Here is a 19,532-nt window from a genome sequence, read left to right as displayed (position 1 = left end):
CCGCCGGGCCGCCACCGGTGACCGCATCGATGATGCCGAATGTGTCGAAGAACACATAGACGACATTGACGACCAGCAGGAAGAAGGTGGTCGGCGACAGCAGCGGGAAGGTGATGGTCCAGAACCGCCGCAGCGGCCCGGCGCCGTCGATGGCGCCGGCTTCCAGCACGCTGCGCGGAATCGATTGCAGGCCGGCGAGGAAGAACAGGAAATTATAGGCGATCTGTTTCCACACCGCAGCCATCACGATCAGCGCCATGGCGTGGTTGCCGTCGAGCAGCGGATTCCAGTTGAAGCCGAGCACGCGCATCGGCCGCGCCAAGGTCCCGAGGGTCGGGTGAAACATGAAGAGCCACAGCACGCCCGCCACGGCAGGCGCGACGGCATAGGGCCAGATCATCATCACCTTGAAGACGGGGGCGGCTTTGAGGTTCTTGTCGGCCTGGGTCGCGAACAGCAATGCGATGGCAAGGGACAGCGCCGCCACCAGCGACGAGAACACCAGCGTGGTGACCATCGACTTGTAATATTCCGGCTGCGCGAACAGCGCCTGATAGTTTTCGAGCCCGACAAAATCGGAATTCAGGCCGAACGCATCCTCGCGCAGAAACGATTGCCAGACGGCCTGGCTGGCCGGCCAATAAAAGAATACGAGCGTGATGACGAGTTGCGGCAGCAACAGCGCATAAGGCAGCGCCTTGTTGCCGAAGATCGCGGTTTTTTCCATGTGCTGTGCCGTGCCCCCAGCCGCCTCGATCACTCATGTCATCACCCGCGAATGCGGGTGATCCCGTAAACACGGACGCATGTGAAACACACCAGCGTCGCCGTTTACTGGGTCGCCCGGTCAAGCCGGGCGACGACAGATGTGTCACCTCACCGTCTTCTCGAACGTCCGCAGCATCGCATTGCCGCGCGTCACGGCAGCATCCAGTGCCTGTTGCGCCGTCTTTTGGCCACCCAGCGCCGCCTCGATCTCCTCGGACCAGATATCGCGCAGCTGCACCATGTTGCCGAAGCGCAGCCCGCGGGAATTCTCGGTCGGCTCCTTGTTGGTCAGCTCCTTCAGCGGCGTCTCCAGCGTCGGGTTCTTTTCGTAGAAGCCCGATGCCTTCGTCTTCTCGTAAGCGGCCTTGGTGATCGGCAGATAGCCGGATTCCTGATGCAGCTTGGCCTGCCGGTCGGTGTCCGAGAGGAAGGCAAAGAATTTTGCCACGCCCTTGTATTCGTCGGGCTTCTTGCCGCCCATCACCCACAGTGACGCGCCGCCGATGATCGAATTCTGCGGGGCGCCCTTGGCGTCCGGGTAGTACGGCATCGGCGCAGAGGTGAAGGCGAATTTCGCCGTGCTCTTGGCGGTGGCGTAGTAGCCCGACGATGTCAGGAACAGCGGGCACTCGCCGGAGCCGAAGCGCGCTTCGCTGGCATTGGCGCGGCCGGAATAGTCGTAGGTCTTGTCCTTCACCAGCTCCGTCAGCGTCTGCAAGTGTTTTACATGCAGCGGCGTGTTGAATTGGAGGACGGTGTCGAAACCGTCCAGCCCGTTCGCCTTGCTGCCGATCGGCACGTTATGCCAGGCGGAGAACTGCTCGATATTGGCCCATGTCGCCCAGGCATTGGAGAAGCCGCAGGTCGCGTAACCCGCACCTTTCAGCTTCTTCGCAGCATCGAACACCTCGGGCCATGTCTTCGGGATCTCCGCGATGTTTGCCTTCTTCAGCGCGTCGAGATTGACCCACATCACCATCGACGACGAGTTGAAGGGGAAGGACAGCATCTCGCCCTTCGATGTCGAATAGTAGCCGGTGATCGCCGGCAGATAGGCGTTCGGATCGAACGGCTCGCCCGCATCCTTCATCAGTTGGTAGACCGGCTTGATGGCGCCCTTGGCGCTCATCATGGTCGCGGTGCCGACTTCGAACACCTGCAGGATATGCGGCGCGGTGCCGGCGCGGAATGCGGCAATGCCGGCATTCATCGTATCGGGATAGGCGCCCTTGAAGGTCGGCACCACCTTGTAGTCGCTCTGCGAGGCGTTGAAGTCGGCGGCAAGCTTGTTGACGATGTCATTGTTGCCGCCGGACATCGCGTGCCACCACTGGATCTCGGTTACTGCCTGTGCAGGCGCAGCAAAGGCCAGCGTAGAGGCAAGCAGGGCAGCAAGTGCGAGATGTGGACGATTCATTCAGTGTCTCCCGTTAGCCGTCATCATCGAGAGGCAACCAGGGCGGCTGCAGATGACGTGCGCGCGATTTTGTCGCAGATGCTAGGCGGGAATGGGCAGGCTTGGGAAGCCGCAAAAAGTCTGAGACGGTATGGCGCGGGGCCGTGGATCTTTTGGCCCCGCACCAATGTTGTTACCGCTTGCGCTCGGCGCCGCTCACCGTGCCCTTGGCAACGAGGTCCTTGATCTCATCGGCCGAGTAGCCGAATTCGGTCAGGATCTCGTCGAAGTGCTCGTTGAATTTCGGCGGGACGCGACGCAGGCTTGCTTTGGTGCGGTCGAAACGGACCGGCGACGCAACGCCCTTGTACCAGTCCTTCTCGATGACATCGCCGCGATGCTTGGTGTGCGCATTGGCGAGCGCCTTATCGATCGACTGCACGGGACCGGCGGGAAGGCCGGCGCCAAGCAGGCGTTCGCACAGCGGTGCGGAGTCGTGCTGCGACAGGATCGCTTCCAGTTCGGCCCGCAACGCATCGCGATTCAACACACGGTCGCGATTGCGCGCGAAACGTTCATCCGTGCCGAGATCGGGCTTGCCGAGTTCGCGGCACAATTTTCGGAAGGTGCCGTCATTGCCGACGCCCATGAAAATGTTGCCGTCGCGCGCCTTGAACACAGCATAGGGCACCAGATTCGGGTGCTCGTTGCCGGTCAGGGCAGGCGGCTTGCCGCCATTGTAGAAATAGTTCGACGTATGCGGATGCATGATCGCGAGACCGGTCTCATACAGCGTCGCTTCCACGAACTGGCCGAGGCCGGATTTCGCACGCTCCTGCAGCGCCATCAGGATGCCGACGGCGGCATAGAGGCCGGTGCACATATCCACCAGCGCCACGCCGATACGCGTCGGGCCGCTTTCCGGCGAACCGGTGGAGGCCATCAGGCCGACCATCGACTGGATGATGGCGTCATAGCCGGGATGGCCGCCATGCGGACCATCGGCACCGAAGCCGGAGATGCGGCAATGGATCAGCTGCGGGAATTTTTCGCGCAGGAAGTCATTGCCGATGCCCCATTTGTCGAGCGTGCCCGGCTTGAAGTTCTCGATCATCACATCGGCATCTGCGAGCATGCGCATCAGCACGGTACGGCCGCCCTCGGACGCAAGGTCGAGACCGATGGAGCGCTTGTTGCGGTTGGCACCGACGAAATAGGCCGCATCCTCGTCGTGGAACGGGGGGCCCCAGTCGCGGGTCTCATCGCCGGCGGGCGGTTCGACCTTGACGATGTCAGCGCCGTGGTCGCCCAGGATCTGCGTGCAGTAGGGGCCGCCGAGCACACGCGACAGATCGATCACGCGCAGGCCGGCAATGGCGCCGGGGGCTACGGGTAAGCTCATTCAATCAGCCTTCTCTCTAGTGTCGTTGTTATTATGCCGGAGAGCATCGTGAAGGCTGTCAGAGCTAGCGGGCTTCGGCGCATGCGGCAATGGGCGTCTGCGCGCAGCCGTTATGACCGCAGGGCAAATGCAAAAGGCCCGGCGGGTGCCGGGCCTCGATGCATTCTACCAGAGTGGTTGCAGCTCACAGAATGACCGAGCGCACGTCGATATTCCCGCGCGTGGCATTTGAATACGGGCAGATCTGGTGCGTCTTCTCCACCAGAGCTTCCGCCTCGGCGCGATCGACACCGGGCAGCGAAATCGCCAGTTCGACATCGAGACCAAAGCCGCCTTCGGAGCGTGGGCCGATACCGACGGTAGCCGTGACGGATGTGTCGGCAGGCACCTTCGGGCCGCCCTGCGAACTGACGAACTTCATGGCGCCGATGAAGCAGGCGGCATAGCCGGCTGCGAACAGCTGCTCGGGATTATTGCCTTCACCGCCGGCGCCGCCGAGTTCCTTCGGGGTGACGAGCTTGACGTCGAGCGCGCCGTCGGTGGTGGTGGAGCGGCCGTCGCGGCCGCCGGTTGCCTTGGCGCTGGTCTTGTAGAGAACGCGCTATTAAATTGTGCTCAATAGATCGTGATGCGGCTTGGCGGGGCTGGCGACCCGTGGCCAGATGGGTCAGGAGATGATCATGGCGAAGAAACCGGCCCTCGCGAGCCTTCTGCAGCTCGATAACCAGATCTGCTTTGCGGTCTATTCCGCAGGCCATGCCTTCAATCGCGTCTACAAGCAGCTGCTGCAGAAGCTCGGGCTCACCTATCCGCAATATCTGGTGATGCTGGTCCTGTGGGAGCGCGACCACCTGCCGGTCAAGGAGATCGGCGAAAAGCTGTTCCTCGATTCGGGCACGTTGACGCCGCTGCTGAAGCGGCTGGAGACGGCGGGGCTGGTGAAGCGCACGCGCGGCGAAAAGGACGAGCGCACGGTGATCGTGACGCTCACTGCTCAGGGAGAGGCGATGCGGGACCAGGCGAAGTCCGTGCCGCAGGGCATTCTCGGCGCGTCGGATTGCACGGCGGAAGAACTGGTAGCGATGAAGGACGACATCATCGCGCTGAGGGACCGGCTGAACAAGGCGCTGGGGGAGTAGGCGGCGGCTACAGGCGCTTCTTTGCGAAGGCGCGGCCGGAATGCGATTTCAGATATTTCTCGAACGCCAGCGCGCGATGCTTGTCCGGGAAAGCGCAGTACCAGATGAGCTGCCACGGCATGAACTTCGCCGTGTGCGTGGATCGGCCGGCATTGTGCTCGGCGATTCGCTGTCTCAGATCAGAGGTCGCGCCGACATATTCCTGATCGGGAAAGGGAATGCTCCGGAGGATGTAGACGTACCACATGACGGCATTCGCCTGGGATCGTCGAAAGGAGTGGAAAGGGAAGTTCAGAAAAGAAAGAAGCAGAGCTCGACTTCAGTCCGTCTTCGCCCTGCGGGCTTCGCCGGACACCACGCTTCGCCAACTGGCTCTGCGCGGCTGCGCCACGCGTAGCCAGTTGGCGAAGCGTGGTGGAGCCAGGCGGGATCGAACCGCCGACCTCTTGCATGCCATGCAAGCGCTCTCCCAGCTGAGCTATGGCCCCGAAACCTGCGACGCACTGGGTGCGGCGTCGCGGGCAAACCCAAACCACATGTTCGGGCAGATCACAAGTCCTGTTGTCAGGTTCTTGTCACTTAACCTTCTTCATCGTTCGAATGATCGCCGATGATGTCGGTCACGTCGTCGTCGCCTTCGTCTTCGTCGGCGATGAAGGTCGAATCGTCGTCGTCATCATCGACCGAATCGTCGGCTTCGATGTCGTCCTCGGATTCGAGAACGGCGGCCTTCTTGCCGGTGTTCTCTTCGGCATCGGCCTCCTCGAGGGACACCAATTCCTCGTTCTCGTTGGTCTCGTTCTCATCCGTCGCATTCGCGGCCGAGGCGCGCTCTGCAGCGCGGCCGCGGGTCGGCGCAATCGGAGCGATCGGCACCACCTCACCGGTATAAGGCGAAATCACCGGCGTCTTGTTGAGGTCGTAGAACTTCTTGCCCGTGGTTGGGCAAATGCGTTTGGTTCCGAGGTCGGATTTGGCCACGTGCAGGTGTCCTGGGGATTTCTTGAAAAACGGTGCTTCACTTGGCTAGTTGAGACGCTCATGTCAATAGCGCTTTGCACGTGAATGACGGGCGCGTGACGCGTCGTGGCCTGTATGCTACGAGCCGCCCTGCGCAAGGGAACAGTATTTTGAGCCATCCAGACACATCCGCCGCCCAGCAGACGCCTCTCACAGCCCGCAAAAGCGGCGCTTTGCGCGGCTCGGCGCGCGTGCCCGGTGACAAATCGATCTCGCATCGCGCCCTTATTCTCGGCGCGCTGGCGGTGGGCGAAACCCGGATCACCGGCCTGCTGGAAGGCGAGGATGTCCTGAATACCGCCAAAGCCATGCAGGCGCTCGGCGCCAGGGTTGAGCGGACCGGCGATTTTGCGTGGAAGGTCAATGGCGTAGGCGTGGCAGGTTTCGTCGAGCCGAAGGCGCCGCTCGATTTCGGCAATGCCGGCACCGGCTCGCGGCTGGTGATGGGCGCCGTTGCCGGCTGCCCGATCACCGTGACGTTCGACGGCGATGCCTCGCTGCGCAGCCGCCCGATGCGCCGCATCGTCGATCCACTGGAACTGATGGGCGCCAAGGTCATCGCCAGCCAGGAGGGCGGCCGGCTGCCGCTGACCCTGCAGGGCGCCCGCGATCCGCTGCCGATCGTCTACAGGACGCCGGTGGCCTCCGCGCAGATCAAGTCCGCTGTGCTGCTGGCCGGCCTGTCGGCGCCCGGTACCACCACGGTGATCGAGACCGAGGCAAGCCGCGACCACACCGAGCTGATGCTCAAGCATTTCGGCGCCGAGATCGTCTCCGAGAAGGAAGGCGCCCATGGCCGCAAGATCACCCTCACCGGCCAGCCCGAGCTGAAGGGCGCCGATGTCGTGGTGCCGGCAGATCCATCCTCCGCGGCTTTTCCGATGGTGGCGGCGCTGATCACGCCCGGCTCGGAGATCGAGCTCACCGACGTCATGACCAATCCGCTCCGCACGGGTCTGTTCACGACCCTGCGCGAAATGGGGGCCTCGATCGAGGAAACCGACGTCCGCGGCGATGCCGGCGAGCCGATGGCCAAGTTCCGTATCAGGGCGTCGAAGCTCAAGGGTGTCGAAGTGCCGCCCGAGCGCGCACCGTCGATGATCGACGAATATCTGGTGCTGGCTGTGGCGGCGTCTTTCGCAGAAGGCACCACGATCATGCGCGGCCTGCAAGAGTTGCGCGTGAAGGAATCCGATCGCCTGGAGGCCACCGCCGCGATGATCCGCGTCAATGGCGTGAAGGTGGAGATCATCGGCGACGATCTCATCGTTCACGGCACCGGCCGCGTCCCCGGCGGCGGCACCGTCGCCACCCATATGGATCACCGCATCGCCATGTCGGCCCTCGTGATGGGATGTGCTTCGGATGCACCCGTCACCATCGACGACACGACTTTCATCGCCACCAGCTTTCCCGACTTCATCCCGATGATGCGCCGGCTGGGCGCGGATTTTGCGTAGTCACCATGGCAACAGGCTTCGACCGCGATGCCCTGCTGGACGCCTTCGACGAGATCGGGCGTGCAGCGGTTGCGGCCGGAACGAAGCTTCAGATCGCGGTGTATGGCGGCTCGGCACTGATGCTGGCGAGCAATTTTCGGTTTGCGACCGAAGACGTCGATATCGCGGAGATTGGTGGCGTGTGGCCCGACTGGTTGCGCGCGGTTACCGAGCAAATTGCGTCACGGCGCGGATGGTCCAGCGATTGGTTGAACGAAGGCGTTGCCTTTCATCTGAGCGCGCTGGCGACGCATGCCGCGGACCATCTCGAATTCGGGACTTTTCCACGTGGCGTCACGGCGGCCGGACTTGTTGTCTCGGTCCCGACGGCTGAATATCTGTTGGCACTGAAATTGAAGGCGATGCGGGTGACCGACGTTCTGCGCGGCGATACCGAACGCCTCGATATCCTGAATTTGATGGATGTTGTCGGCATCGAAACTGGCGATCAGGCGATCGCATTGCTGGGGAAGTATTTCCCGATCAGCGCTGCCTCGCCGGAGAAGCAAAAGTTTCTGCTGAAGAACATGAGCCGCGAAGGGAAGAGCGATGCGCCCAAATACCCTCGCTGAAGCGGTTGATCGCATTCGATCCGGAACGGCGCAGGACGTGGCATTGGCCGAATTCGTCGATAGTTTCGATATGGCGGCCACCAATGTAGATCGTTATGCCAGTCTCGCCGAGGAACCCGAGCTCAGCCGCGATCCGAAACTGGATGCGTTGGCCGGGGCGATTGCAGAATATCTTGCCAAGCAGTATCGGCTCGGTCAGGTACCGAGCTGGGCGTCTGGTCCTTCGCGGCGGCTGGATCAACCTTGGTTCACGGCGACATCGCCAACGGACGGCATGCGGGAATACCTGACCTATTCCAGCCCGGCCGAATTCGCCTCCCGCAACATCTTTACCGAGGAGCGGCCGCTGCGACGCGCGCGCTCCGAACTGACATACGAAAGTTCCACGCCAAAATGATCATCGCCATCGACGGACCCGCCGCCTCCGGTAAAGGCACGCTCGGCAAGCGCCTGGCGAAACATTATGGCTACCGTCATCTCGATACCGGCGTGCTTTATCGCGCGGTGGGCTTTGCGCTGCTGTCGCGCGGGATCGACCTGCACAACGAGATCGAGGCGGTGCATGCGGCCGAAAGCCTCGATCCCGAGCATTTCGGTAACCCGCTGCTCAAAACCCAGGAATCCGGCGATGCTGCCTCGATCGTCTCGGCTTTTCCGCGGGTCCGCGAGGTGCTGCTCAATTTCCAGCGCCATTTCGCGGAGGAACCGCCGGGCGCGGTGCTCGACGGCCGCGACATTGGAACCGTGATCTGTCCGAATGCGGACGTGAAGATCTTCGTGGTGGCGGACCCGGCGGTTCGCGCCCGCCGGCGCACGCTGGAGGCCAAGGGGCGCGGCGAGGCGGCCGACGAGGCGCTGGTGCTGGCCGATATCCTCAAGCGCGACGAGCGCGACCAGAACCGCCCGGTGGCGCCTTTAAAGCCTGCAGAAGATGCATACTTGCTGGATAATTCCAATTTGGATATAGAAGGCGGCGTCCGGGCCGCCATCGACATTGTCGAGGCCGTCCGAGCGGGCCGGCAGCGGGTCTGATCGATCCCTTCGCTTCGAAGGGGCATCAAGGCGAAACCGCAGCCGTCATTGGAGGAGCGCCCGCTCCCGGTCTCGAGCTGCGATACGCTCTTTTCTGGTTCCGGACATTCAAGCTGAACATACGCATCATTTGCGAAGGCATCCTGCCGGCCCGTTTATGCACCTCCATGCAGAGCGGTCGTCAGAGGTTGCGGACCTTTGACCCTTTGCAAGCGCTGCACCCCTTAACCCGAACGGCCGGCAAGATACCGCATCTGGAGAACAAATGGCTTCGATTGATTCCTACAATCCCTCGCGCGACGATTTCGCAGCGATGCTCGACGAGTCCTTCTCGGGCGGCAACCTTCAGGAAAGCTCTGTCATCAAGGGCAAAGTGGTTGCGATTGAAAAGGACATGGCCGTCATCGACGTCGGCCTGAAGACCGAAGGCCGCGTGGCGCTGCGTGAATTCGCAGGACCGGGCCGTGATAGCGAATTGAAGGTCGGCGACGAAGTCGAGGTGTTCCTCGACCGGATCGAAAACGCGCTCGGCGAAGCCGTTCTGTCGCGCGACAAGGCCCGCCGTGAAGAAAGCTGGGGCAAGCTCGAGAAGGCGTTCAACGCCAACGAGAAGGTCAACGGCGTTATCTTCAACCAGGTCAAGGGTGGCTTCACCGTCGATCTCGACGGCGCCGTGGCCTTCCTGCCGCGCTCGCAGGTCGACATCCGTCCGATCCGCGACGTTGCTCCGCTGATGAACAACTCGCAGCCGTTCCAGATCCTCAAGATGGACCGTCGCCGCGGCAATATCGTCGTGTCGCGTCGTACCGTTCTCGAAGAGACCCGCGCCGAACAGCGTCAGGAACTCGTCCAGAACCTCGAAGAGGGTCAGGTCATCGACGGCGTCGTCAAGAACATCACCGATTACGGTGCGTTCGTTGACCTCGGTGGCATCGACGGCCTGCTGCATGTCACCGACATCGCATGGCGTCGCGTCAACCACCCGACTGAAGTTCTCACCATCGGTCAGACCGTCAAGGTCAAGATCATCAAGATCAACCACGAGACCCACCGTATCTCGCTCGGCATGAAGCAGCTGCTCGACGATCCGTGGCAGGGCATCGAGGCCAAGTACCCGCTGAACGCTCGCTTCTCGGGTCGCGTCACCAACATCACCGACTACGGCGCATTCGTCGAACTGGAGCCGGGCATCGAAGGCCTGATCCACGTCTCGGAAATGTCGTGGACCAAGAAGAACATGCATCCCGGCAAGATCGTTTCGACCTCGCAGGAAGTCGAAGTGCAGGTGCTCGAGGTCGACAGCGTCAAGCGTCGTATTTCGCTCGGTCTCAAGCAGACCATGCGCAATCCGTGGGAAGTGTTCGTCGAGAAATTCCCGGTCGGTGCGACCGTGGAAGGCGAAGTCAAGAACAAGACCGAATTCGGTCTGTTCCTCGGCCTCGACGGCGACGTGGACGGCATGGTCCATCTCTCGGATCTCGACTGGAAGCAGCCGGGTGAACAGGTCATCGACAACTTCAAGAAGGGTGACATGGTCAAGGCCATCGTCCTCGATGTGGATGTCGAGAAGGAGCGCATCTCGCTCGGCGTCAAGCAGCTCGAAGGCGACCCCTTCGCCGAGCCGGGCGACGTCAAGAAGGGCGCTGTCGTGACCTGCGAAGTGATCGACGTGAAGGACTCGGGTATCGACGTCCAGATCGCCGGCACCGACTTCACGACCTTCATCAAGCGCTCGGAACTCGCGCGTGACCGCAATGACCAGCGCGCCGAGCGTTTCGCCGTCGGCGAGAAGGTCGATGCCCGCGTGATCCAGTTCGACAAGAAGGCCCGCAAGGTCCAGGTGTCGATCAAGGCGCTCGAAGTGGCCGAAGAGAAGGAAGCGATCGCACAGTACGGTTCGTCCGATTCGGGCGCGACCCTGGGCGACATCCTCGGCAAGGCGCTCAAGCAGAGCGGCGACAAGTAAGTTTCGACTTACCTGTGAAACAAATCGGGGCTCCGGCATTGCCGGGGCCCTTTTTGTTTGAAGCTCGGATTGTAGGGCGGATTAGCCGAAGGCGTAATCCGCCGGCCGAATTCATGGCGGGGACTCCGCGGCGGATTACGCTCCGCTCATCCGCCCTACGGTCTCCCACCTTGTTTTCTTCATATTACCTCGCAATTGAGGTAATCCAGAAACCTCAAAGCAAGGCTGCGCAGATCATGGATGCAGCCCCGCCGCCGTTAGGAGCTCCGCATGTCGCTTGATTCCGATGTGATCGTCGATCGCCGCAGGCTGCGTCGCAAGCTGACATTCTGGCGAACCATTGCGGTGCTCGTGGCGGTTGTCGCGATCGTCGGTGGCGGTCTCTACGCCACACGCTCGGGGACGCAGACCTCGTCCGGCGCCATTGCCCGCATCAAGATCGAGGGGCTGATCCAGAGCAACAATGAGCGCATCGAGGCGCTGGAGCGGCTGGAGAAGTCATCCGCTGCCGCGGTCATCGTGCAGATCAATTCACCCGGCGGCACCGTCGCCGGCTCGGAGCAGCTCTACGACGCGCTGGTCCGCCTGAAGGCGAAGAAGCCGATGGTCGTCATGGTCGAGGGCGTCGCCGCCTCCGGCGCCTATATCGCCGCACTCGCCTCTGATCAGATCGTTGCGCGGCAGACCTCGATGGTCGGCTCCATCGGCGTGCTGGTGCAGTTTCCCGTGCTCAGCGGCCTGATGAAGACCGTGGGCGTGAAGCTCGAGGAGGTGAAATCCTCGCCGCTGAAGGCTGCGCCGAACGGCGTCGATGAGCCGTCGCCCGAGGCGCGCGCCGCACTCGAAGTACTGGTGAAGGATAACTACACCTGGTTCCGCGGCCTCGTGCAGGACCGCCGCGCCATGGACGAAGCGCAGATCGAGAAAGTGGCCGACGGCCGCGTTTTCACGGGGCGTCAGGCGGTGGGCCTCAAATTGATCGATCAGATCGGCGACGAGAAAACTGCGGTGGCGTGGCTGGTGTCGGAAAAGAAGATCAAGAGCGATCTGCCCGTGCGGGACTACAAGCTGTCGCCGAAATTCGGCGATCTCACTTTCCTGCGTGCCGCCACGTCGATCACGCTTGACGCAGTCGGTTTGTCCTCCATTGCGCGTCAGGTGGAGCAGGGCGGTTTTGCGCAAGCCATCGATGGTATGGGCCTCGACGGGATGCTGGCGCTGTGGCGCCCGGTGTCGCTGAACTGACACTGAATCCAGAAGATGCCGTGCCGCTTGGTCGCAACCCGCTGTTCCGCCCGGCACATGAGCGGCCAAGCGTCTTTTAGAGCAATTGTCACGCACTTTCCGGGCAACTATCAGTCATTTAGCGTCTTGACAGCGCAAGGCTTTTTCACGGAAATGCACCCTCCACTTCAAAGCCCAACGTCTCGATGATCAAATCCGAACTCGTCCAACGCATCGCTGAACACAACCCGCATCTGTATCAGCGGGATGTGGAGAACATCGTGAATGCGATCCTCGACGAAATCGTCGCAGCCCTCGCGCGCGGTGATCGGGTCGAGCTGCGCGGTTTTGGTGCTTTCTCGGTGAAGCATCGTCCGGCACGTGCGGGCCGCAATCCGCGCACCGGCGAGCATGTCCCGGTCGATCAGAAGAGCGTGCCGTTCTTCAAGACCGGCAAGGAGATGCGTGAGCGTCTGAACCGCGATCCGTCTGCGCCGGAGCCGGCCCAGGCCTCGGAAGCCAACGCCTCGTAAGCGGGTTCCGCTCGCGGCATCGCCCGAGCCTTGTGTCTGCTCCGCCTCGTTGCTGCTTCACTGTTACGTGAGAGATGTCGATGCGCAAATTCCTCACGGCTCTGGTCGTCATTCCCCTCGCGATCCTTTTCATCGTGTTCGCCGTCGCCAACCGCCATCTGGTCACGGTCTCGTTCGATCCTTTCAACAGCGCTGATCCCTCGATCGGGGCGACCTTGCCCTTGTTCGTGGTGCTGATCGTGGTCGCTATTCTCGGCGTGATCGCCGGCGGTACCGCCACCTGGATCAGGCAGCGCCACTGGCGCCGCGCCGCGCGCCAGCATGAGGCCGATGCGCGCCGCGCGCGGGGCGAACTGGCCGATCTGCGGGCAGAGATGGCCACAGCGCGGGCGGCCTCCCAGAGGCCAGTGTCGGGCCTTCCGATGACAAGCCTGCCAGCGCCCGGCCATGCGGCCGGCGAGCGAGACAAGGCCGGCGCGACGTTGTAGAACCCGCCCGGCTGCGCGCCATTGCCGGCGCCTGCTTTACCGTTCACCCATTCTGTCCGCCTGCGGCTTTTGAGAGCATGCCCCTGACCGTCAAGATTTGCGGCCTGTCCACGTCCGAGACGCTCGATGCGGCTCTGGGCGCTGGCGCCGATATGGTCGGCTTCGTGTTCTTCCCGCCGTCGCCGCGCCATGTCTCGCTGGATGTCGCCGAGAAGCTCGGCCGTCAGGCGAAGAAGGCCGTGAAGGTGGCACTGTCGGTGGATGCGGACGATGCGCTGCTCGCCAACAGCATCGAGGCGCTGCGCCCGCAGATCCTGCAGCTGCATGGCAAGGAAACCGTGGCTCGCATCCGCGACATCAAGCAGAAGTTCGGACTGCCTGTCATGAAGGCCATTGCCGTCGAGACCGCCGCCGATCTCGCCGCGTTGCCCGGCTATGCTGCCGTCTGCGATCGCATCCTGTTCGATGCCAAGGCGCCGAAGGATGCGACGCGCCCAGGAGGCCTTGGTGCGGCCTTCGACTGGCATCTGCTCGAAGGGCTCGATCTCAAGCTGCCCTTCATGGTGTCGGGTGGATTGAACGCAGAGAACGTCGCCGAGGCGGTGCGGATCACGCGCGCCGGCGGCGTCGATATTTCGTCCGGCGTGGAAAGCGCGCCGGGCATCAAGGATCCCGACATGATCCGCAATTTCATCCGCGCCGCGCGCGCAACCGAAGAACTGGCGACCCGATGACCACTGCCATTCCCAATTCCTATCGAACCGGGCCCGACGAGACCGGCCATTTCGGCATCTTTGGCGGCCGCTTCGTCGCCGAAACGCTGATGCCGCTGATCCTCGACCTGCAGAAGGCCTATGAGGACGCGAAAGCTGATCCCGCCTTCCGCAAGGAGATGGACGGTTACCTCAAGGCCTATGTCGGTCGCCCGTCGCCGCTCTATCTGGCCGAGCGCCTCACCGAGCATCTCGGTGGCGCGAAGATCTACCTGAAGCGCGAAGAGCTCAACCACACCGGCTCGCACAAGGTGAACAACGTGCTCGGCCAGATCATGGTCGCGCGCCGCATGGGCAAGAAGCGCATCATCGCCGAGACCGGCGCCGGCCAGCATGGCGTGGCCACGGCGACGCTATGCGCGCGCTTCGGTCTCGAATGCATCGTCTATATGGGTGCCGTGGACGTCGAGCGTCAGCAGCCCAATGTGATCCGCATGGAAATGCTCGGCGCCAAGGTGGTGCCGGTGCAGGTCGGTGCGCGCACGCTGAAGGACGCCATGAACGAGGCGATGCGCGATTGGGTCACCAATGTGCACAATACGTTCTACTGCATCGGCACTGTCGCCGGCCCGCATCCCTATCCGATGATGGTGCGCGACTTCCAGTCGATCATCGGCGACGAGACCAAGACGCAGATGCAGGAGCTCGAAGGCCGCCTGCCGGACTCACTGATCGCCTGTATCGGCGGCGGCTCCAATGCGATGGGCCTGTTCCATCCGTTCCTCGATGATACGTCGGTCGATATCTACGGCGTCGAAGCTGCCGGCCATGGCCTCACCGGCCTGCATGCCGCCTCGATCGCGGGCGGTCGTCCGGGCGTGCTGCATGGCAACCGCACCTATCTCCTGATGGACGAGGACGGCCAGATCCAGGAAGGCCATTCGATCTCGGCCGGCCTCGATTATCCCGGCATCGGCCCTGAGCATTCCTGGCTGCATTCGATCGGCCGCGTGAAGTATCTGTCCGCGACGGACGAGGAAGCACTGGCGGCATTCCAGCTGTTGTCGAAACTCGAAGGCATCATCCCGGCGCTGGAGCCGGCGCATGCCTTGGCCAAGGTCTCCGAACTCGCGCCAACACTGCCGAAGGATCACCTGATGGTCGTCAACCTCTCCGGCCGCGGCGACAAGGATGTCCCGCAGGTCGGCGATATTCTGAAGGGCCGCCAGTCGTGACCACCCGTATCGATACCCGTTTCGCCGAACTTGAAACCGAAGGCCGCTCGGCTTTCGTCACCTTCGTGATGGCCGGCGATCCCGATCTCGCAACCTCGCTCGAAATCGTGAAGGCACTGCCGAAAGCAGGCGCTGATATCATCGAGCTCGGCATGCCCTTCACCGATCCGATGGCCGATGGCCCGTCGATCCAGGCGGCGGGCCTGCGCGCCCTGCAGGCAGGCATGACCTTGCGCAAGACGCTGCAGCTGGTGCGCGACTTCCGCGCCACCGACGACAAGACGCCGATCGTGCTGATGGGCTACTACAATCCGATCTATATCTACGGCGTCGATAAATTCCTGCCCGACGCCAAGGCTGCCGGTGTCGATGGCCTGATCATCGTCGATCTGCCGCCGGAGGAAGACAACGAGCTTTGCATCCCCGCGATGAAGGCCGGCATCAATTTCATCCGCCTCGCGACGCCGACGACGGACGACAAGCGCCTGCCGGCCGTGCTCGCGAATACGTCGGGTTTCGTCTATTACGTTTCCGTCACTGGCATCACCGGCGCGGCGGCGGCTGATGCATCAGTGGTCGGTACCGCAGTGGCGCGCATCAAGCGTCACACCAAGCTGCCGGTCTGCGTCGGCTTCGGCATCCGCACCCCGGAAGCGGCCCAGGCCATCGCCAGCCACGCCAATGGCGCGGTGGTCGGCACGGCACTGATCGATGCGCTGAAGGGCTCGCTGGATGCGGACGGCAAGGCGACCGCCAAAACCGTTTCAGCGGTTGCTGACCTCACAGCAGCACTCGCCGCGGGCGTCCGCGGTGCAAAACAGGCCGCAGAATAAGCCCAATTTGCCCCTAACCGGGCGGAACCGCGGTTGCCGGGCTCGGCCCCAGCCGCCATATGAATACGAACAGCGACGCCCGATCCATGCGACGCGGAGACTGAAATGAACTGGCTCACCAATGTCGTCCGTCCCAAGATCCGCAACATCCTGCGGCGCGAGACGCCGGAGAATCTCTGGATCAAATGTCCGGATACCGGCCAGCTGGTGTTCTACAAGGACGTCGAGAGCAACCAGTTCGTCATTCCCGGCTCGAACTATCACATGCGCATGGGCGCCACCGCGCGCCTGAAGTCGGTGTTCGACAACGAGACCTGGTACGACGTTGCATTGCCCGACGTTGTCGCCGATCCGCTGAAATTTCGCGACGAACGCAAATATGTGGATCGCATCAAGGATGCCCGCACCAAGACCGGCATGGTCGACTCGGTGAAGGTCGGCTACGGCAAGATGGAAGGCATGGGCACCGTGGTGGCCGTGCAGGATTTCGATTTCATGGGCGGTTCGCTCGGCATGGCCGCCGGTGAAGCGCTGGTCCGCGGCCTCGAACTCGCCGTTGAGAAGAAGTCGCCCTTCATCGTGTTTGCGGCCTCCGGCGGCGCGCGCATGCAGGAAGGCATCCTGTCGCTGATGCAGCTGCCGCGCACCACGGTCGGCGTGCAGATGCTGCGCGAGGCAAAACTGCCTTACATCGTCGTCCTCACCAATCCGACCACGGGCGGCGTCACTGCCTCCTATGCAATGCTCGGTGACGTGCAGATCGCCGAGCCCGGCGCGCTGATCGGCTTTGCCGGCGCCCGCGTGATCGAACAGACCATCCGCGAAAAGCTTCCCGAAGGTTTCCAGCGCGCCGAATATCTGCGCGATCACGGCATGGTGGACATGGTGGTGCATCGCCATGACCTGAAGCCGACGCTGGCGCGTCTGTGCCGCCTGCTGACGAAGGCGCCGGCGCAGGAAGCAGCACCGCGCGTGCTGCCCGAGCAGATCGCTGTGGCGCCCGACGCGGTCCCGGCCCCGCAAGCGTGAGCGAGACCGCGCCGACATCATCGCCGCTCGGCGAGATTCTGGCGCGACTTTCGTCGCTGCATCCGAACACCATCGATCTGTCGCTGGAGCGCATGCAGCGCCTGATGGCGCAGCTCGGTCATCCCGAGCGCCGCCTGCCGCCGACCATTCATGTGGCCGGCACCAATGGCAAGGGCTCGACGATTGCCTATCTACGCGCGATCCTCGAAGCCGCCGGCCTCGGTGTCCACGTCTACACGTCGCCGCATCTCGTCCGCATGAACGAAAGCATCCGCCTCGGCGGCATGCTGATCAGTGATGACGATCTCCGCGATGCCTTCGCCCATGTGGAGGCCATCAATGCCGGCGCGCCGATCACGCTGTTCGAGGCGGAGACGGCGGTGGCGTTTCATATCTTCGCCAGCCATCCCGCCGATGTGCTGTTGCTCGAAGTCGGCCTCGGCGGCCGGCTCGATGCGACCAATGTGATCGAGGCGCCGATCGCCTCCGTCATCACGCCCATCGCCATCGACCACACGGATTTTCTGGGCGACACCATCGCGAAGATCGCGACGGAGAAGGCCGGCATCATCAAGCGCCGCGCGCCGGTGATCATCGCCGAGCAATTGCCCGATGTCGCCGCCGTGCTCGAAGCCGAAGCGCGCAAACACCATGCGCCTACCCATAGCGCGGGGCAGGAATGGCACATCAGCGTCGAGCGCGGCCGCCTCGTCTATCAGGATGACCGCGGCCTGATGGATCTCGCCGCGCCGCGCCTGTTCGGACGGCATCAGTTCGGCAATGCGGGCCTCGCCATCGCGACGCGCCGTGCAATCCCGCAGTTCAGGTTCGATCCATCCGTCTATGAGCGCGGCGTTGCCGGTGCGGAATGGCCGGCACGGATGCAGCGGCTCACCTCCGGCAAGCTGCTGGCGCTGGCGCCCGACGAGTCCGAGCTGTGGCTCGATGGCGGCCACAATGCCGAAGGCGGTCGCGTGATCGCGGAGGCGCTCGGCGATCTCGAGGAGCGCGTCCCGCGACCCCTCGTCGTGATCGTCGGCATGATGGCCAACAAGGATGCGTCGGGCTTTCTCACGAATTTCGCCGGCCTCACGCGCCACATCATCGCCGTGCCGATTCCGGATCGCGTTGGCGCCATGCCGGTGCAGACCCTCGTCGATGCCGGCCGCGCGCTCGGCATGCGCGTGGAGACGGCCGACAGCGCCGGCGCCGCGCTGCAGTCGCTGCGGCGTCTGGCCTATGAAGTGCCGCCGCGCGTGCTGATCTGCGGCTCGCTCTATCTGGCCGGCCATGTGCTTGCGGAAAACGGCACGTTACCTGCATAATAATACCCTCCAGTTCAAAGAGCTCTCGGAGGATTTATGCGTTTCGCTGCTCTCGGCTGTGTCCACGGCAACTATCTCGCCCTCGAAGCCGTCCTCGCTGACATCAAGACGCAGGGCATCACCGAAATCGTGAATCTCGGCGATATGGTCTCCGGCCCGCTCGATGCGAACCGGACCGCCGGGATCATGATGGGCATCAACGCCACCTGCGTGCGCGGCAATCACGATCGCTACGTCACCGACTGGACACTGGACGAGATGTATCCGTCGGATCGTCTGGCCCACAGCCAGCTCACGGCGGCGCAGATGGAGTGGCTACGCGCGTTGCCGTTCAGCGCGATCTATCGTGACGAGGTCTATTGCGTGCACGCAACACCCGATGACGACAACACTTACTGGATGGAAGCGGTGACGCCTGAGGGCGTCGTGCATATGGCCGATATTGAGAGCATCGAGGCCAAGGCCGCTGGCATAGCGGAATCGCTGATCCTGTGCGCGCACACGCATATCGCGCGGTCCGTGCGGCTTCGCGACGGCCGCATGATCGTCAATCCCGGCAGCGTCGGCGGCCCCGGCTATCGCGATGTCGCGCCTTATCCTCATACGCTCGAAGTCGGCACGCCGAATGCGTGCTACGCGATCATCGAGAAACGCGAGGGCCGCTGGGACGTGACGTTTCGCCAGGTGCCGTATGATCACGAAGCCATGGCGGCGCTGGCGCGGAAGAACGAGAGTCTGGCCTGGGCCAGCGCCTTGGCGACGGGGTGGATCAGGTAAGTTTCGTCTCGCTCTCATTGTCGTTGCCCGGCTTGACCGGGCAATCCAGTACACACCGCCGCGGCTGAGTTTACTGGGTCACCCGGTCAAGCCGGGTGACGACAAGTGGTTGTTCGAATCGCGCAAACAAAAACGGCCGGTGATCCAATCACCGGCCGTTCCGCAAACTCACATCATCCGCGGCTTACACCGCCGACGAAATCCACTGCTGCAGCTTTGCCTTCGGCGCGGCGCCGACTTGGCGGGAGGCCATTTCGCCGCCCTTGAAGATCATCAGCGTCGGAATCGACATCACGCCATACTTCGACGCAGTCTTCGGGTTCTCGTCGACATTCAGCTTCACGATCGTGACCTTCTCGCCCATGGCAGCGGAGATCTCGTCGAGGGCCGGCGCGATCATGCGGCAGGGGCCGCACCATTCGGCCCAGAAATCGACGACCACCGGGCCCGGCGCGCCGAGCACCGCGGTTTCGAAATCGGCGTCTGAAACCTTGCCAACACCCATGGTTCTGTCCTCGTTCTTCCAATGAAAGGCGCGAGCGGGAATCGCGCGCCAAAATGATGCATCCAACCTATGAACG

Annotated in this window: 21 protein-coding genes, 1 tRNA gene and 1 pseudogene; 15 read left to right on the top strand and 8 right to left on the bottom strand. The window is 62.9% G+C overall.

All coding sequences use genetic code 11. The features are described from left to right. The 4 genes and pseudogenes from ACIQ17_RS04915 to ACIQ17_RS04900 all read right to left on the bottom strand — a co-directional run. A partial coding sequence (locus ACIQ17_RS04915; RefSeq protein WP_398465990.1) for an ABC transporter permease subunit occupies positions 1-727 on the bottom strand: 727 nt, incomplete at its 3' end. Between the two features lie 144 nt (positions 728-871). Next, positions 872-2,185, bottom strand: coding sequence for a sn-glycerol-3-phosphate ABC transporter substrate-binding protein UgpB (ugpB, locus tag ACIQ17_RS04910; RefSeq protein ID WP_398465988.1), 1,314 nt, complete (start codon positions 2,183-2,185; stop codon positions 872-874). A 172-nt stretch (positions 2,186-2,357) separates the two neighbouring features. After that, positions 2,358-3,566: a CaiB/BaiF CoA transferase family protein gene (locus tag ACIQ17_RS04905; protein ID WP_398465986.1), complete on the bottom strand. Its 1,209-nt coding sequence runs from the start codon at positions 3,564-3,566 to the stop codon at positions 2,358-2,360. Positions 3,567-3,750: 184 nt separating this feature from the next. Continuing rightward, a pseudogene (locus tag ACIQ17_RS04900) lies at positions 3,751-4,164 on the bottom strand (organic hydroperoxide resistance protein); the annotation flags it as partial. An 82-nt stretch (positions 4,165-4,246) separates the two neighbouring features. On the opposite strand from ACIQ17_RS04900, the gene ACIQ17_RS04895 reads away from it, so the two are divergent. Next, on the top strand, positions 4,247-4,705 hold the full coding sequence (locus ACIQ17_RS04895) for a MarR family winged helix-turn-helix transcriptional regulator (protein ID WP_398465984.1): 459 nt from the start codon (positions 4,247-4,249) through the stop codon (positions 4,703-4,705). 7 nt (positions 4,706-4,712) lie between these two features. On the opposite strand, the gene ACIQ17_RS04890 is transcribed toward ACIQ17_RS04895, so the two are convergent. The 3 genes from ACIQ17_RS04890 to ACIQ17_RS04880 form a co-directional block, all read right to left on the bottom strand. Beyond that, on the bottom strand, positions 4,713-4,952 hold the full coding sequence (locus tag ACIQ17_RS04890; RefSeq protein WP_398465982.1) for a GIY-YIG nuclease family protein: 240 nt from the start codon (positions 4,950-4,952) through the stop codon (positions 4,713-4,715). 165 nt (positions 4,953-5,117) lie between these two features. Continuing rightward, positions 5,118-5,193 (bottom strand) — tRNA-Ala (locus tag ACIQ17_RS04885). A gap of 91 nt (positions 5,194-5,284) precedes the next feature. Continuing rightward, positions 5,285-5,686: a TIGR02300 family protein gene (locus ACIQ17_RS04880; protein ID WP_398465980.1), complete on the bottom strand. Its 402-nt coding sequence runs from the start codon at positions 5,684-5,686 to the stop codon at positions 5,285-5,287. A 149-nt stretch (positions 5,687-5,835) separates the two neighbouring features. Between ACIQ17_RS04880 and aroA the strand changes: the two genes are divergently transcribed. The 14 genes from aroA to ACIQ17_RS04810 all read left to right on the top strand — a co-directional run bounded on the left by aroA (position 5,836) and on the right by ACIQ17_RS04810 (position 18,951). Then, a complete protein-coding gene (aroA, locus tag ACIQ17_RS04875) occupies positions 5,836-7,185 on the top strand; it encodes a 3-phosphoshikimate 1-carboxyvinyltransferase (RefSeq protein ID WP_398465978.1) in 1,350 nt (449 codons plus the stop codon). Positions 7,186-7,304: 119 nt separating this feature from the next. Then, on the top strand, positions 7,305-7,796 hold the full coding sequence (locus tag ACIQ17_RS04870; RefSeq protein WP_398465976.1) for a hypothetical protein: 492 nt from the start codon (positions 7,305-7,307) through the stop codon (positions 7,794-7,796). Between the two features lie 37 nt (positions 7,797-7,833). Continuing rightward, the gene (locus tag ACIQ17_RS04865; RefSeq protein ID WP_398465974.1) at positions 7,834-8,193 is read left to right on the top strand and encodes a hypothetical protein; all 360 of its coding nucleotides are present in this window, start codon (positions 7,834-7,836) and stop codon (positions 8,191-8,193) included. Beyond that, positions 8,190-8,828, top strand: a complete 639-nt coding sequence (cmk, locus tag ACIQ17_RS04860; protein ID WP_398465972.1) for a (d)CMP kinase — start codon at positions 8,190-8,192, stop codon at positions 8,826-8,828. The genes ACIQ17_RS04865 and cmk overlap by 4 nt, the downstream gene beginning before the upstream one ends. Before the next feature lie 265 nt (positions 8,829-9,093). Beyond that, on the top strand, positions 9,094-10,794 hold the full coding sequence (rpsA, locus tag ACIQ17_RS04855; protein ID WP_398465970.1) for a 30S ribosomal protein S1: 1,701 nt from the start codon (positions 9,094-9,096) through the stop codon (positions 10,792-10,794). A gap of 270 nt (positions 10,795-11,064) precedes the next feature. Then, positions 11,065-12,039 (top strand): signal peptide peptidase SppA, encoded by a 975-nt coding sequence (sppA, locus tag ACIQ17_RS04850; protein WP_398465968.1) that lies wholly within the window; start codon positions 11,065-11,067, stop codon positions 12,037-12,039. Between the two features lie 185 nt (positions 12,040-12,224). Continuing rightward, the gene (locus ACIQ17_RS04845; protein ID WP_398465966.1) at positions 12,225-12,551 is read left to right on the top strand and encodes an integration host factor subunit beta; all 327 of its coding nucleotides are present in this window, start codon (positions 12,225-12,227) and stop codon (positions 12,549-12,551) included. Between the two features lie 80 nt (positions 12,552-12,631). Next, positions 12,632-13,039: a lipopolysaccharide assembly LapA domain-containing protein gene (locus ACIQ17_RS04840; protein WP_398465964.1), complete on the top strand. Its 408-nt coding sequence runs from the start codon at positions 12,632-12,634 to the stop codon at positions 13,037-13,039. 77 nt (positions 13,040-13,116) lie between these two features. Next, positions 13,117-13,773, top strand: coding sequence for a phosphoribosylanthranilate isomerase (locus tag ACIQ17_RS04835; protein WP_398465962.1), 657 nt, complete (start codon positions 13,117-13,119; stop codon positions 13,771-13,773). Further along, the gene (gene trpB / locus ACIQ17_RS04830; RefSeq protein ID WP_398465960.1) at positions 13,770-14,987 is read left to right on the top strand and encodes a tryptophan synthase subunit beta; all 1,218 of its coding nucleotides are present in this window, start codon (positions 13,770-13,772) and stop codon (positions 14,985-14,987) included. Before ACIQ17_RS04835 ends, trpB begins: the two co-directional genes overlap by 4 nt. Continuing rightward, the gene (gene trpA / locus ACIQ17_RS04825; protein ID WP_398465958.1) at positions 14,984-15,820 is read left to right on the top strand and encodes a tryptophan synthase subunit alpha; all 837 of its coding nucleotides are present in this window, start codon (positions 14,984-14,986) and stop codon (positions 15,818-15,820) included. Before trpB ends, trpA begins: the two co-directional genes overlap by 4 nt. Positions 15,821-15,925: 105 nt before the next feature. Beyond that, positions 15,926-16,849 (top strand): acetyl-CoA carboxylase, carboxyltransferase subunit beta, encoded by a 924-nt coding sequence (accD, locus tag ACIQ17_RS04820; RefSeq protein WP_398465956.1) that lies wholly within the window; start codon positions 15,926-15,928, stop codon positions 16,847-16,849. Next, positions 16,846-18,174: a bifunctional folylpolyglutamate synthase/dihydrofolate synthase gene (locus ACIQ17_RS04815; protein ID WP_398465954.1), complete on the top strand. Its 1,329-nt coding sequence runs from the start codon at positions 16,846-16,848 to the stop codon at positions 18,172-18,174. The genes accD and ACIQ17_RS04815 overlap by 4 nt, the downstream gene beginning before the upstream one ends. A 36-nt stretch (positions 18,175-18,210) precedes the next feature. Next, on the top strand, positions 18,211-18,951 hold the full coding sequence (locus tag ACIQ17_RS04810) for a metallophosphoesterase family protein (RefSeq protein WP_398465952.1): 741 nt from the start codon (positions 18,211-18,213) through the stop codon (positions 18,949-18,951). Positions 18,952-19,135: 184 nt separating this feature from the next. Here the strand turns inward: ACIQ17_RS04810 and trxA are convergent, their stop codons facing one another. Then, entirely contained in the window at positions 19,136-19,456 is a 321-nt protein-coding gene (trxA, locus tag ACIQ17_RS04805) for a thioredoxin (RefSeq protein WP_233024076.1), read from the bottom strand. Positions 19,457-19,532: the final 76 nt, after the last annotated feature.

The organism is Tardiphaga sp. (genome assembly GCF_044340795.1).
In the GTDB taxonomy this organism is placed as follows: domain Bacteria; phylum Pseudomonadota; class Alphaproteobacteria; order Rhizobiales; family Xanthobacteraceae; genus Tardiphaga.
Note: the sequence above shows the minus strand (reverse complement) of the source record. Positions and strands in the feature narration are given on the sequence as shown.